This is a genomic window from Bacteroides xylanisolvens, from assembly GCF_018289135.1.
Taxonomy (GTDB): domain Bacteria; phylum Bacteroidota; class Bacteroidia; order Bacteroidales; family Bacteroidaceae; genus Bacteroides; species Bacteroides xylanisolvens.
This window is the reverse complement of record NZ_CP072216.1, coordinates 1731349-1745726: the sequence shown is the minus strand read 5'-3', so window position 1 is coordinate 1745726 and position 14378 is coordinate 1731349. Positions and strand designations below refer to the sequence as shown.

The following is a 14378-nucleotide window of genomic DNA, read 5'->3' as shown; positions in this document are numbered from 1 at the left end:
AAGAGATGAAAGAAAAAAAAGTATATAATGTGGAACAGGAAGCGAATGAAGAGAAGATTGATTTTCAGGAAATCCTGTTTAAATATTTGATTCATTGGCCTTGGTTTGTTGGAACAGTTGTTGTCTTTTTGCTAGGGGCATGGTTGTATTTGCGTATGGCTACTCCGGTATATAATATATCAGCTACAGTTCTGATAAAAGATGATAAAAAGGGGGGAGGAGCAGGTATGGCATCAGAATTGGAAAACTTAGGGTTGGACGGTTTGATCTCTTCTTCTCAAAATATCGATAATGAGATTGAAGTGCTTCGTTCTAAGACTATTGCGAAAGAAGTTGTTATAGATTTGAATTTATATATATCTTATAAAGATGAAGATGAATTTCCGGCAAAGGATATGTATAAAACTTCTCCTGTGCAAGTTAATTTGATTCCACAAGAGGCTGAATTATTGGATGATCCTATGATTGTGGAGATGGCTTTACAGCCACAAGGAAGTTTGGATATAAATGTAAAGGTGGGAGATGATGAATTCCAAAAACATTTTGATAAATTACCTGCAGTTTTCCCTACCGCAAGGGGAACATTAGCTTTTTTCATGAGTCCCGATTCTTTAATTTCTAAGGGAACTGACGATGTTGATTTGGCGAAAAAAGTTCGTAATATAACAGCGACTATAAATAATCCTTTGCGTGTAGCAAGATGGTATTGCAAAAGTATGACTATCGAGCCTACTTCGAAAACAACTTCTGTTGCAGTTATATCATTGAAGAATTCCAGCTTACGACGTGGGCAGGATTTTATTAATAAGCTTTTGGAAATGTATAATATTAATACGAATAATGATAAGAATGAAATTGCTCAAAAGACAGCAGAGTTTATTGATGAGCGTATTGGTATTATATCAAAAGAGTTAGGTAGTACTGAAGAAAGTTTGGAGACTTTTAAACGAAATGCTGGTATTACGGATTTAACGAGTGAAGCTCAAATAGCTTTGACAGGAAATGCGGAATATGAAAAGAAACGTGTAGAGAACCAAACGCAAATCAATTTGGTAGAGGATTTGCGTAGATATATGAGAGGAAATGAATATGAAGTACTTCCTGGTAATATTGGTCTGCAAGATGCTGGACTCGTAGCTCAAATTGATCGTTATAACGAAATGCTAGTAGAACGTAAACGTTTGTTGCGCACTTCTACAGAAAACAATCCTACAATTATAAATCTGGATACAAGTATTCGTGCGATGAAGATGAATGTGGATGTTACTCTTGATCGTACTTTACAGGGACTACTGATAACAAAAGCAGATTTGGATCGTGAAGCTAGTCGTTTTTCTCGCCGTATCAATGAGGCTCCGGGACAGGAGCGTCAGTTTGTGAGTATTGCTCGTCAGCAAGAGATCAAGTCTGGATTGTATCTGTTGCTTCTCCAGAAACGTGAAGAGAATGCTATTACTTTAGCTGCTACAGCTAACAATGCTAAAATAATTGATGATGCTATTGCTGATGAAATTCCTGTATCACCTAAAGGTAAGATCATTTATTTAGTTGCTTTAGTTCTAGGTGTCGGAATTCCTGTAGGTGTCATCTATTTAATCAATTTGACTAAGTTTAGGATTGAAGGTCGTTCTGATGTAGAAAAGCTCACTAGTATACCTATTGTCGGTGATATCCCATTAACTGATGAAAAGCAGGGAGCTATTGCCGTATTTGAGAATCAAAACAACCTGATGAGCGAAACCTTCCGTAATATTCGAACGAATCTTCAATTTATGCTTGAAAATGATAAGAAAGTGATTTTAGTTACTTCTACAGTTAGTGGTGAAGGTAAATCTTTCATTTCAGCTAATCTTGCTATCAGCCTTTCTTTATTAGGCAAAAAGGTTATTATTGTCGGTTTGGATATTCGTAAACCGGGTTTGAATAAGGTATTTAATATTCCAAGAAAAGAAGTGGGTATAACTCAATACTTGGCCAATCCGGAAAAGAATTTGATGGATTTGGTGCAGCTCTCTGATGTTAGCAAGAATTTGTATATTCTTCCTGGTGGAACAGTTCCTCCTAACCCGACTGAATTGTTGGCACGTGATGGATTAGATAAAGCAATTGAAACATTCAAGAAAAGTTTTGATTATGTAATTCTGGATACAGCTCCTGTTGGTATGGTAACTGATACATTGCTGATAGGGCGTGTGGCTGATTTATCTGTTTATGTTTGTCGTGCAGATTATACTCACAAGAATGAGTATACTTTGATCAATGAACTTGCTGAAAATAATAAATTACCTAAGCTGTGTACTGTAATTAATGGTTTGGATTTGAAGAGAAGAAAGTACGGTTATTATTACGGTTATGGCAAATATGGCAAGTATTACGGTTATGGTAAACGATACGGTTACGGTTATGGATATGGAGAACAAACTCACGACAAGGAATAATAAATCCAACTAATATAAAGGTAAATAAACTTCGATGCTGGATGCATAGATGAGATCCATTGATGACCTCTATTTTAAGTTAATAATGTCATAGAGTACTTTTAATACTTTACACAAAAGTGAGATGAAACATGTAGGTCCCTAACTTTATGCTACACACATGAAGAACCCTACATTTTGTGGTCAGGAAATATACAGCGGTGTATTCCTGATCAACGCCCTCATGTCGGTGCAAATCCGATGTGATTTCTATAATATCAACTGTCTGTGAAGATCGTTGATATTTTTTTTGTAAAACAGTGAATGGTGCGATGAATATTTTTTGTAGCTTTGTGAAAAATCGAATTGAAATGGAAAATTTACGAAGATACCCCATCGGAATACAGACTTTTTCGGAAATACGGAAAAGTAATTACCTTTATATTGATAAAACGGAATATGTGTATTGGATGGTACATTTCACTAAATACGTATTCTTGAGTCGTCCTCGTCGTTTTGGTAAGTCATTGTTGACTTCTACATTACATAGTTATTTCTCTGGTCAGAAAGAATTATTTCAAGGGTTGGCTATAGAAAAGCTGGAAAAGGAGTGGACGGAATATCCAGTGCTTCACTTTGATATGAGTACAGCCAAGCATGCAGACTGTGAACAGCTGTTGCAAGAGTTGAATATGAAGCTAATTCGTTATGAGGAGGTTTACGGAAAGATGGAGGGAGAGGTTAATCCAAATCAGCGTCTGGAAGGACTCATCAAGCGCGCTTACGAGCAGACAGGGAAACAAGTGGTTGTGCTGATAGATGAATACGATGCTCCTCTGCTGGATGTAGTACACGAGGAAGAGAGGCTTGGCGTATTGCGTAACATTATGCGCAATTTCTACAGCCCTCTTAAAGCGTGTGATCCTTATTTGCGGTATGTGTTTTTGACCGGTATCACCAAATTCTCCCAACTTAGTATATTTAGTGAATTGAACAATATCAAGAATATTAGCATGAATGAGTCTTATGCTGCCATTTGCGGTATTACAGAAAACGAGATACTTGTCCAAATGAAAGATGATGTAGACGCATTAGCCCAAAAACTGGAGGTTACTTCTGAAGAGGTATTGGCAAAACTGAAAGAAAACTACGACGGCTATCATTTCACTTATCCGTCTCCTGATATATATAATCCATTCAGTTTGCTTAACGCTTTTGCAGATGGTAAATTTAATTCTTATTGGTTTGGTAGTGGTACACCTACTTATTTGATAAAGATGCTGGATAAATTTGGTGTAGCGCCTTCCGAGATAGGGAGAAAAACTGCGGTTGCGGAGGATTTTGATGCACCTACAGAAAGAATGGTGAGCATTACTCCATTGTTATATCAAAGTGGCTATATCACGATAAAAGATTATGATAAGGAGTTAGATTTATATACATTGGATATTCCTAATAAGGAGGTCAGAATAGGTTTGATGAAAAGTCTTCTTCCTAATTATGTTGCTAGTAAAACACCGGAAGCCAATACTATGGTAGCTTATCTTTCCCGTGATATTCGTAATGGTGATATGGATGCTGCTTTACGTCGTTTGCAAACGTTTCTGTCTACCATTCCTCAATGTGATAATACGAAATATGAGGGGCACTACCAACAGATGTTTTATATTATATTCAGTTTGTTGGGCTATTATGTAGATGTGGAGGTTCGTACTGCCAGTGGACGGGTGGATATGGTGCTTCGTACAAAGACTACGTTGTATGTGATGGAATTGAAATTGGACAAGAGTGCGGATAGGGCGATGGAGCAAATTGATCTGAAGAATTACCCCAAACGTTTTGCTTTGTGCGGATTGCCTATAGTAAAGGTGGCTGTCAGTTTTGATAGCGAACAGTGTACAATAGGGGAATGGAAAATTCTAAAAGTTTAATTATATTGCTGATTAATAAATTGTTATATACTAGTATGAATATAAAGAGCTCCGCAAGGGGCTTTTTTCTTTTCTATCCGGAATAAAAGCTTCACCTTTGCAGTGTTGATCAACAAAACGTGAATAAATAATTTGAATTTAAATCTTTAAAAAAACGTAGTATGAGTGTAATTTACAAAGTCATTACGCGCCCAACAGATCCGCGTGTTCCCAATTCTCCCAAGAGATATTATCCGCATCTGATCACTTTAGGTCAGTCTGTCAACCTGAAATATATTGCACAGAAAATGCAGGATCGTTCTTCGCTGTCTGTTGGTGATATCAAGAGTGTGATCCAGAATTTTGTGGAAAAGATGAAGGAACAGTTGCTGGAAGGTAAGTCTGTGAATATTGAAGGTCTGGGCGTCTTTATGTTGACTGCCCGTTCGAAAGGTGCCGAACTGGCGAAGGATATTAATGCAAAAAGTGTAGAGAGCGTTCGTATCTTTTTTCAGGCGAATAAAGAGCTGCGCGTTACAAAGACTGCTACTCGTGCAGATGAGAAGTTGGATTTGATTAGCTTGGATGAATATCTGAAGAAGCTTAATATGACAATTTCTCCTAATGATCCTGAAAAACCGGATGATGGCGGAGAAGAAGGCGGAGGAAATGAAAGTGGCGGTAGCGGAGAAGCACCGGATCCTGCCGCATAATGAATTGTCAATTAACGATTGATGGTTAGGGTGTTTATTTAGTGTTTAATAAAAAAAGAAAAATGTCTATGAAAAAAACGTGGAGTATTATTTTGAAAGTGATTATTGCTGTTGCTGGTGCAATTGCCGGAGTGGTCGGTGTGCAGGCAGCAAACTTGTAATTGATTATCTTATAAATAGGTATATTTATGAATGAATAACAGGCGGGAAAAATCCCGCCTGTTTGTGTTTTAGATATAATAGAGGATTACTTTCTTGAAAAATGCTCTTTTTTGTTTTGTTTCGTGCTATTTGTTATGAGTGCCGCTCCATATTTTAACAAAATAGAAATTATAATCAAACTCGTTGGCTGAATAGCGGATTTTATCTACCTTTGTACCTTAATTAAATGCGTCATTTTAAGCAAGAAAAAACATGATTCGAAAAATAATAAAGGCTCTTTGGATATTTCTGGCAGTCATTGTGTTGGCTATTGTTGTCATCTTTGTCTCTATCTCAAAGGGTTGGATTGGTTATATGCCTCCTGTAGAGGAACTTGAAAATCCGAGTTATAAATTTGCAACGGAGATTTTCTCTGAAGATGAAAAAGTGCTTGGCACGTGGTCTTACAGTAAGGAAAACCGGGTGTACACAGCTTACAAGGATTTGTCGCCTAGTATTATCAATGCTCTTATTGCAACGGAAGATGTTCGTTTTGTCGAACATTCAGGAATTGATGCCAAGGCATTGTTTCGTGCGTTTGTAAAACGTGGTTTGATGTTTCAGAAAAATGCAGGTGGAGGTAGCACCTTGTCGCAACAGCTTGCCAAACAGTTGTTTACAGAGAATGTGGCGAGAAATACACTGCAACGTCTTTTCCAGAAACCGATTGAATGGGTGATTGCGGTGAAGCTTGAACGTTACTACACCAAAGAGGAAATATTGAGTATGTATCTCAATAAATTTGATTTCCTGAATAATGCGGTTGGTATTAAAACTGCTGCGCATACCTATTTCGGCTGTGAACCGAAGGATTTGAAGATTGAAGAAGCGGCTACGCTGGTTGGTATGTGTAAGAATCCGTCGCTTTATAATCCGGTTCGTTTCAACGAACGTTCCCGTGGCCGTCGTAATGTAGTGCTTGAGCAGATGCGTAAAGCTGGTTATATCACAGATGCAGAATGTGATTCTTTGCAGGCTCTTCCGCTGAAACTAAAATATAACCGCGTTGACCACAAAGAGGGATTGGCTACCTATTTCCGCGAATATCTCCGTGGTGTGATGACAGCACCGAAACCGGTAAAAAGTGATTATCGTGGTTGGCAAATGCAAAAATTCTACGAAGATTCTATCGCGTGGGAAACTAACCCGTTGTATGGTTGGTGTGCAAAAAATAAAAAGAAAGACGGTACGAATTATAACATCTATACAGATGGATTGAAGATTTATACGACGATCAATTCACGTATGCAGCAATATGCAGAGGATGCAGTAAAAGAGCATTTAGGTGATTATTTGCAACCTGTGTTTTTCAAAGAAAAAGAGGGAAGCAAAAATGCTCCATACGCAAGATCACTGCCGGAAAAACGAGTGGAGGAGTTGCTGACAAAAGCTATGAAGCAGACGGATCGTTATCGTCTTATGAAAGAGGCGGGAGCTTCGGAACAGCAGATTCGTAAAGCGTTCGATACCCCGGAAGAAATGACTGTCTTTTCCTGGAAGGGAGATAAAGATACAATTATGACACCGATGGATTCCATCCGTTACTACAAATCTTTCCTGCGAACAGGATTCATGTCGATGGATCCGGTAAGCGGGCATGTGAAGGCTTATGTAGGCGGACCGAATTATGTATATTTCCAGTATGATATGGCAATGGTGGGACGTCGTCAGGTGGGATCTACTATCAAACCGTATTTGTATACATTAGCAATGGAAAATGGATTTTCTCCTTGCGACCAGACACGCCACGTAGAGCAAACGTTGATTGATGAGAACGGAACTCCTTGGACGCCTCGTAATGCAAATAATAAACGTTATGGGGAAATGGTGACTCTGAAGTGGGGATTGGCTAATTCTGACAACTGGATTTCTGCTTATTTGATGGGCAAACTGAATCCGTATAATCTTGTACGTTTGATCCATAGTTTTGGGGTTCGTAATAAAGCAATCGACCCGGTGGTTTCGCTTTGTCTGGGACCTTGTGAAATTTCTGTGGGTGAGATGGTAAGTGCATATACAGCTTTTGCCAATAAAGGAATTCGTGTGGCTCCATTGTTTGTTACACGCATTGAAGATAGTGATGGTAATGTGCTTTCTACCTTTGCACCGCAAATGGAGGAGGTGATAAGTATTTCAAGTGCATATAAAATGCTGGTTATGTTGCGCGCCGTTATTAATGAAGGAACAGGTGGGCGTGTTCGTCGTTATGGAATTACCGCCGATATGGGTGGAAAAACAGGTACGACCAATGATAACTCTGATGCCTGGTTTATGGGATTCACTCCTTCATTGGTATCCGGTTGTTGGGTAGGAGGTGATGAACGTGACATTCACTTTGGTAGAATGACTTATGGTCAGGGAGCTGCCGCTGCTTTGCCTATTTGGGCATTGTATATGAAGAAAGTGTATGATGACCCGACTTTGGGATATGACCAGCAGGAGAAATTTAAACTCCCTGAAGGATTTGATCCATGTGCCGGTTCGGAAACTCCGGACGGAGAGGTGATAGAAGAGGGGGGATTGGACGATCTTTTTAACTAAGTCTGAAATAAGTATTAACCCGTAGCGTTTGGGGCACTGAACTGTAGGTGTAATATCTTTAATATCTAATGTTTAATACCTAATACTTAATACTTATCTTTTAATGCATAGGTATATTGTTTGCATAGGGAGTAATTACAACAGGAAAGAGAATTTGACTTTTGCCAGACAGGAACTGACTGAATCGTTCTCTTCTATATGTTTTGCGCCCGAATTGGAAACTGAACCTTTGTTTTTTAAGAATCCGGCCTTGTTTTCCAACCAAGTGGTTATGTTCTTTTCCGATAAGGATGAAGAGGTAGTGAGGAAAATGCTGAAAGATATAGAACAAAGGTCCGGACGTCGTCCGGAAGATAAAAAAGAGGAGAAAGTTTGTCTGGACATTGACATGCTTTTATATGATAACAAAATAGTAAAACCGGAAGATTGGCAAAGGGGATATATACAACAGTCATTATCTGCCTTCCATTCTTCATTATTTATTAAGTAGATGAAATTTCTTGGAATTATACCTGCCCGCTATGCATCCACTCGTTTTCCTGCAAAACCGTTGGCTATGTTGGGTGGAAAAACTGTTATACAACGTGTGTATGAGCAAGTGGCTGGCGTTTTGGATGACGCTTATGTAGCCACGGACGATGAGCGTATTGAAGCTGCTGTCAAGGCGTTCGGAGGTAAGGTTGTGATGACTTCTATTCATCACAAAAGCGGTACGGATCGCTGTTATGAAGCTTGTACAAAGATTGGAGGTGACTTTGATGTCGTGGTTAATATACAAGGAGATGAACCTTTTATTCAGCCTTCACAATTGGATGCGGTAAAGGCTTGTTTCGAAGATGTAACCACGCAGATTGCCACGCTGGTGAAACCTTTTACTGCAGATGAACCGTTTGCTGTACTGGAAAACGTAAATTCACCGAAAGTGGTAGTCAATAAGAACTGGAACGCGCTTTATTTTAGCCGCTCCATTATTCCTTATCAGCGTAATGCCGAGAAACAGGACTGGCTGAAGGGACATACCTACTACAAGCATATCGGACTGTATGCCTATCGTACAGATGTGCTGAAAGAGATAACCATGCTTCCGCAGTCTTCTCTGGAACTGGCTGAATCTTTGGAGCAGCTCCGTTGGCTGGAGAACGGATATAAGATAAAGGTAGGCATTAGTGAAGTAGAAACCATCGGAATCGATACCCCGCAAGATTTGGAACGGGCAGAAGAGTTTTTGAAGAATAGAATCTAATCGTATGGATCGTAAAATACAACCTGAAATACAAACCCTGAAAAATTTTCGTATACTTCCTCCCGTCCGAATGACATTGCCAAATGGTATTCCATTGACTGTTATTAATGCGGGTGAACAGGAAGTAGTACGCATGGATGTGCTTTTCGCTGGAGCCCGTTGGCAGCAGTCGCAGAAACTGCAAGCCTTGTTTACAAACCGGATGTTGCGCGAAGGTACGACAAAATATACGGCTGCCACCATTGCCGAGAAACTGGATTACTATGGTTCGTGGCTCGAACTGTCCAGCTCGTCGGAGTATGCATACATCACTGTTTATTCGTTGAATAAGTATTTGGCGAAAACATTGGAGGTGGTAGAACCCATGATTAAAGAACCGCTTTTCCCGGAGAAAGAATTGCATACTATCCTCGATACCAATATCCAACAATATCTGGTCAATACTTCCAAAGTTGATTTCCTGGCACATCGCAGCCTGTTGAAGTCGCTTTATGGCGAACAGCATCCATGTGGTAAAATAGTGGTGGAGGAAGATTATCATGCTATCACTCCGGAAGTGCTTCGTGAATTTTATGAACGGTATTACCATTCGGGCAATTGCTCTATATTCTTGTCCGGCAAGGTGACGGAGGATATTATCAGCCGGGTGACGGATACATTCGGCACTTCTTTTGGTCAACATCAACAGCCGGCATTGAAATTAAGTTTTCCTTTTACTGCCGTTTCCGAAAAGAGAATTTTTATAGAACGTGAGGATGCTATGCAGAGTGCTGTAAAGATGGGATATACAACCATCACTCGTAACCATCCTGATTATCTGAAACTCCGGGTATTGATGACTTTATTCGGAGGCTATTTCGGCAGTCGGCTGATGTCTAATATCCGTGAAGAAAAGGGGTATACTTATGGCATTTCAGCGGGGATCATGTTTTATCCGGATAGCGGATTGCTGGCTATCTCGACAGAAACGGATAATGAATATGTGGAACCGTTGATACAGGAAGTATATCATGAAATTGACCGTCTGCATCAGGAACCTGTGTCGATGGAAGAACTGACTATCGTACGCAACTATATGTTGGGCGAAATGTGCCGTAGTTATGAGTCTCCTTTCTCACTTTCGGATGCATGGATCTTTATTGCTACTTCCGGTCTGGATGATGACTACTTTTCACGTTCTCTGCTGGCTGTAAACGAGGTTACTCCTGCAGAAATACAAGATTTGGCACAACGCTATTTGTGCAAAGAGACATTAAAAGAGGTCATTGCAGGTAAAAAGTTGTCATAAATTGCTTTCCGAAAGTGGGCTGTTTGGGATAGAAATTGTATCTTTGTCCAAATTGTAATTCTAAAATGAGTAACGACTAAAACCAATGAGGAAATATCTATATACTACACTTTTATTGGCTCTCCTTGCACAAGAGGGAGTAATGGCACAAGAAAATGAAGGAAAGAAAGGCGGATTTTTCGGAAAAATTAAAGATACATTCTCCACTGAAATAAAGATTGGCAACTATACTTTTAAGGATGGCAGTGTCTATACGGGAGAAATGAAAGGCCGAAAACCGAACGGAAAAGGAAAAACGGTTTTTAAAAACGGTGATGTCTTTGAAGGTGAATATGTGAAAGGGAAACGTGAAGGATATGGAATTTATATGTTCCCTGACGGAGAAAAGTACGAAGGACAGTGGTTCCAGGACCAGCAGCACGGAAAAGGTATCTATTATTTTATGAATAACAACCGTTACGACGGTATGTGGTATCAGGATTATCAGCATGGTGAAGGAACTATGTATTATCATAACGGTGATTTGTATGTAGGTCATTGGGTGAATGATAAACGTGAAGGCGAAGGTACATATACTTGGGCAAACGGTGCCAAATATACCGGTCACTGGAAAAATGATAAGAAGAACGGCAAAGGTACCATGAACTGGGATGACGGCTCTAAATACGATGGAGACTGGAAGGATGATGTTCGTCACGGAAAAGGGGTCTTTGAATATACCAATGGAGATAAATATGATGGTGACTGGGCGGATGATATTCAACATGGAAAAGGTACTTATTACTTTCACACGGGCGACCGTTATGAGGGCTCGTATCTCTTAGGTGAGCGAACCGGTCCAGGAGTTTATTACCATGCTAACGGTGATAAATATGTAGGTAATTTCAAGAACGGCATGCAAGACGGAAAAGGTACTTTTACCTGGGCGAATGGTGCTGTGTATGAAGGAAGCTGGAAAAATAATAAACGTGATGGTAAAGGAGTTTATAAATGGAGCAATGGCGATGTTTATGACGGTGACTGGAAAGATAACCGTCCCAATGGACAAGGCACTCTGAAAACTGTTGCTGGTATGCAATATAAAGGTGGGTTCGTTGATGGATTGGAAGAGGGTCAAGGCGTACAAATCGACAAAGATGGTAATCGCTTCGATGGCTTTTTCAAACAAGGAAAGAAGGATGGTCCTTTTGTCGAAACAGATAAAGATGGAAAAGTGATTAAAAAAGGAACCTATAAATTCGGAAGACTCCAATAAAATGATGAATGAGGGATATTCCTAAAATAATAAAATTTAAGGCAACTAATTCATTGCGAGTTAGTTGCCTTTTTTGTATCTTTAAGCATTCCCCCCAAAAAACGGTTTGACGGCCAAAACGGGGGTAATTAAAAATAAAAACACATGGTAAAGATACAAAAAATCTCAGAAATCGAACCTTGTTTAGGTTTTACCGAGTTCGATATGCTTAAAAAATATCGTCAAAGTTTTGCAACGAGTGAATTAGGTCGCCTCCATTCTCTGTTCCCTTTCTCGGAACTGGCCCGACAAATGCATTTGAAGTCCTCTCCTTTTGGGCGTAAAAGTTATTTTTCTCCCGAAGGTAAAATAGCCTTGATGGTCTTGAAGTCCTATACCAACTTTTCCGATGCACAACTGATTGAGCATTTAAACGGTAATATTCATTACCAGTTATTTTGTGGTATTCAGATTGATCCGCTTCATCCACTAACCAATCCTAAAATCGTTAGTGCAATTCGTCAGGAACTAGCGGATCGCCTTGACGTTGAGTCCCTCCAGCTCATTCTTGCCGAGCATTGGACACCTTATCTTGAGAACCTTCATGTCTGTATGACCGATGCCACCTGTTATGAAAGTCATCTGCGTTTCCCTACTGATACCAAACTCTTATGGGAAGGTATTGTATGGCTTCATCGTCATCTGTGCAAACATTGCCAGACCTTGCACATACAACGTCCCCGTAACAAGTATCTTGATGTACGCCGTGCCTATCTTGCTTATAGCAAACTGCGTAAACGCAGGAAATCACAGACTCGTATGCTTACACGAAGGTTACTTCAGTTATTGGAAAAGTTACTTGACCAGCTGGAGCTGCTTCATTCATCCTACAGGAACAGGCTTACACTATCCTCTGATTACCAAAGACGTTTCTCGGTCATACAGACAGTCCTTGAGCAAGGGAAGAATTTATTTGCAGGCAAAAAAGTGTCCAACCGTATCGTGAGTATCGACCGGCATTACCTTCGCCCCATTATCAGAGGCAAGGAAACCAAATCCGTTGAATTCGGAGCCAAAGTCAACAATATACAGATAGACGGAATCTCCTTTATAGAACATATCTCCTTTAAGGCTTTTAACGAAGGAGTACGTTTGAAAGACTGTATTCATCTGCAACAACAACTGACCGGGGTTAGGGTTAAGGCGCTTGCGGCGGATTCAATCTATGCCAATAATGCCAACCGGAAATTTTGTACAAAATATCATATAAGTACTTCCTTTAAGCGTAAGGGCAGAGCTGCCAAAGATGAGCCGCTTCGGAAAATCTTACGGTCGGAACTCAGCCGTGAAAGAGCTACCCGCCTGGAAGGAAGTTTTGGAACGCAGAAACAACATTACTCACTGGCCAGGATAAAAGCTAGAAACAGGAAAACGGAAGTACTTTGGATTTTCTTTGGGATACATACAGCCAATGCGGTATGTATGATAGAAAAGGTCGAAAAGAAAAAAAGAAAGGCAGCATAATCTAACTAAAATAACAGGAAAAACAGGAGAGGTTTTAACTTCCCCTAAAAAAGACATGTACATAATGCATGGGTGGGAAGGAAAAAATAAGAATATGTAAACAATATTCTACAAAAAAGATAGAAGACTGGGAGAGTTGAACGAAAAAATCAAGAGAAAAGCTCACGTAAAGCAAAGCTTTTCTCTTGATTTTTTAGAAAGAGGAACATTTACTGAATATCCCGAATGATGAATGAAAAATTGGTTGCTTACTATCACCAATTCAAATTCTTAGTATGTTGAGACAAATAAGAAAGCCGGCTAAACTTGAAATTAGCCGGCTTTCTTATTCTTCATTCTTCATTTATCATTCTTCATTTAAATGATATATTGTGAACTGATAGATTCGTTATTCATTACTCGTTTGATTGTTTCAGCAAACATGTCGGCAATGCTTAACTGTTTCACTTTCGGGCATTTCTTAGCATAAGGGATGCTGTCAGTAAATACCATTTCTGTCAGGGCAGACTCTTGCACACGGAAAGAAGCCGGATCAGACATTACGCAATGACTGGCGATAGCGCGTACAGATTGGGCACCGGCTTCCAACATGATGTTGGCTGCTTTGGTGATTGTTCCTGCTGTGTCTACGATATCATCAATCAAGACAACGTTTTTACCTTCCACGTCACCGATGATTTGCATAGATGCTACTTCATTGGCTTTTTCACGTGATTTGTTGCAGAGTACCAATGGTACGCCGAGGTATTTGGAGAAAGTGCTGGCACGTTTTGAACCTCCTACGTCCGGTGTAGCAATAACCAGATTTTCCAATTGCAATGACTGGATGTAAGGGAGGAATACAGCTGATGCGTATAAGTGATCTACCGGGATATTGAAGAATCCCTGGATCTGGTCAGCATGCAAATCCATCGTAATCAGTCGGTCGATACCTGCAACAGACAGCAGATCAGCTACCAACTTAGCCCCGATAGATACACGAGGTTTGTCTTTTCTATCCTGACGAGCCCATCCAAAATAGGGGATTACAGCCACAACGCTCTTTGCTGATGCACGTTTAGCAGCATCAATCATCAGGAGAAGTTCCATTAAGTTGTCTGAGTTAGGGAAAGTGGATTGAACCAGGAATACATGTGCGCCACGAATTGACTCCTCGTATGAAACCGCAAATTCGCCATCGGCAAAATGGGTAATGTTCATATTTCCCAGAGGACAATCCAGGCTCGCGCAGATTTTTTCTGCAAGATATCTCGAGTTCGTTCCCGAGAATACCATAAAGGGTGCTTTTTCGCTCATTTTGTAATAGA

11 protein-coding genes are annotated in these 14378 nt (G+C 40.0%); 10 read left to right on the top strand and 1 reads right to left on the bottom strand.

Annotated elements, in window-relative coordinates; translation table 11 throughout:
- Positions 1-5: 5 nt before the first annotated feature.
- The 10 genes from INE92_RS07380 to INE92_RS07335 all read left to right on the top strand — a co-directional run bounded on the left by INE92_RS07380 (position 6) and on the right by INE92_RS07335 (position 13071).
- Positions 6-2438 (top strand): GumC family protein, encoded by a 2433-nt coding sequence (locus tag INE92_RS07380; RefSeq protein WP_004314922.1) that lies wholly within the window; start codon positions 6-8, stop codon positions 2436-2438.
- Positions 2439-2788: 350 nt separating this feature from the next.
- The gene (locus INE92_RS07375; protein ID WP_004314924.1) at positions 2789-4348 is read left to right on the top strand and encodes an ATP-binding protein; all 1560 of its coding nucleotides are present in this window, start codon (positions 2789-2791) and stop codon (positions 4346-4348) included.
- 161 nt (positions 4349-4509) lie between these two features.
- Positions 4510-5040 carry an HU family DNA-binding protein gene (locus INE92_RS07370; protein ID WP_004314926.1) on the top strand — a complete coding sequence of 177 codons (531 nt, stop codon included), beginning with the start codon at positions 4510-4512 and terminating at the stop codon, positions 5038-5040.
- A 68-nt stretch (positions 5041-5108) separates the two neighbouring features.
- On the top strand, positions 5109-5201 hold the full coding sequence (locus INE92_RS07365) for a smalltalk protein (protein WP_151433315.1): 93 nt from the start codon (positions 5109-5111) through the stop codon (positions 5199-5201).
- Positions 5202-5454: 253 nt separating this feature from the next.
- On the top strand, positions 5455-7782 hold the full coding sequence (locus INE92_RS07360; RefSeq protein ID WP_004314928.1) for a transglycosylase domain-containing protein: 2328 nt from the start codon (positions 5455-5457) through the stop codon (positions 7780-7782).
- 103 nt (positions 7783-7885) lie between these two features.
- Complete coding sequence (locus INE92_RS07355; RefSeq protein WP_008022508.1) at positions 7886-8272, top strand: 2-amino-4-hydroxy-6-hydroxymethyldihydropteridine diphosphokinase; 387 nt, start codon at positions 7886-7888, stop codon at positions 8270-8272.
- A complete protein-coding gene (gene kdsB, locus INE92_RS07350; RefSeq protein WP_004314934.1) occupies positions 8273-9025 on the top strand; it encodes a 3-deoxy-manno-octulosonate cytidylyltransferase in 753 nt (250 codons plus the stop codon).
- A gap of 4 nt (positions 9026-9029) precedes the next feature.
- Positions 9030-10313 (top strand): M16 family metallopeptidase, encoded by a 1284-nt coding sequence (locus INE92_RS07345; protein ID WP_212702005.1) that lies wholly within the window; start codon positions 9030-9032, stop codon positions 10311-10313.
- An 85-nt stretch (positions 10314-10398) separates the two neighbouring features.
- Positions 10399-11568 (top strand): MORN repeat-containing protein, encoded by a 1170-nt coding sequence (locus INE92_RS07340; RefSeq protein ID WP_008640042.1) that lies wholly within the window; start codon positions 10399-10401, stop codon positions 11566-11568.
- A 144-nt stretch (positions 11569-11712) separates the two neighbouring features.
- Positions 11713-13071 (top strand): transposase, encoded by a 1359-nt coding sequence (locus tag INE92_RS07335; RefSeq protein ID WP_212702003.1) that lies wholly within the window; start codon positions 11713-11715, stop codon positions 13069-13071.
- A gap of 357 nt (positions 13072-13428) precedes the next feature.
- Here INE92_RS07335 and INE92_RS07330 read toward each other — a convergent pair whose 3' ends face one another.
- On the bottom strand, positions 13429-14367 hold the full coding sequence (locus INE92_RS07330) for a ribose-phosphate pyrophosphokinase (protein WP_008022499.1): 939 nt from the start codon (positions 14365-14367) through the stop codon (positions 13429-13431).
- Positions 14368-14378 lie beyond the last annotated feature (11 nt).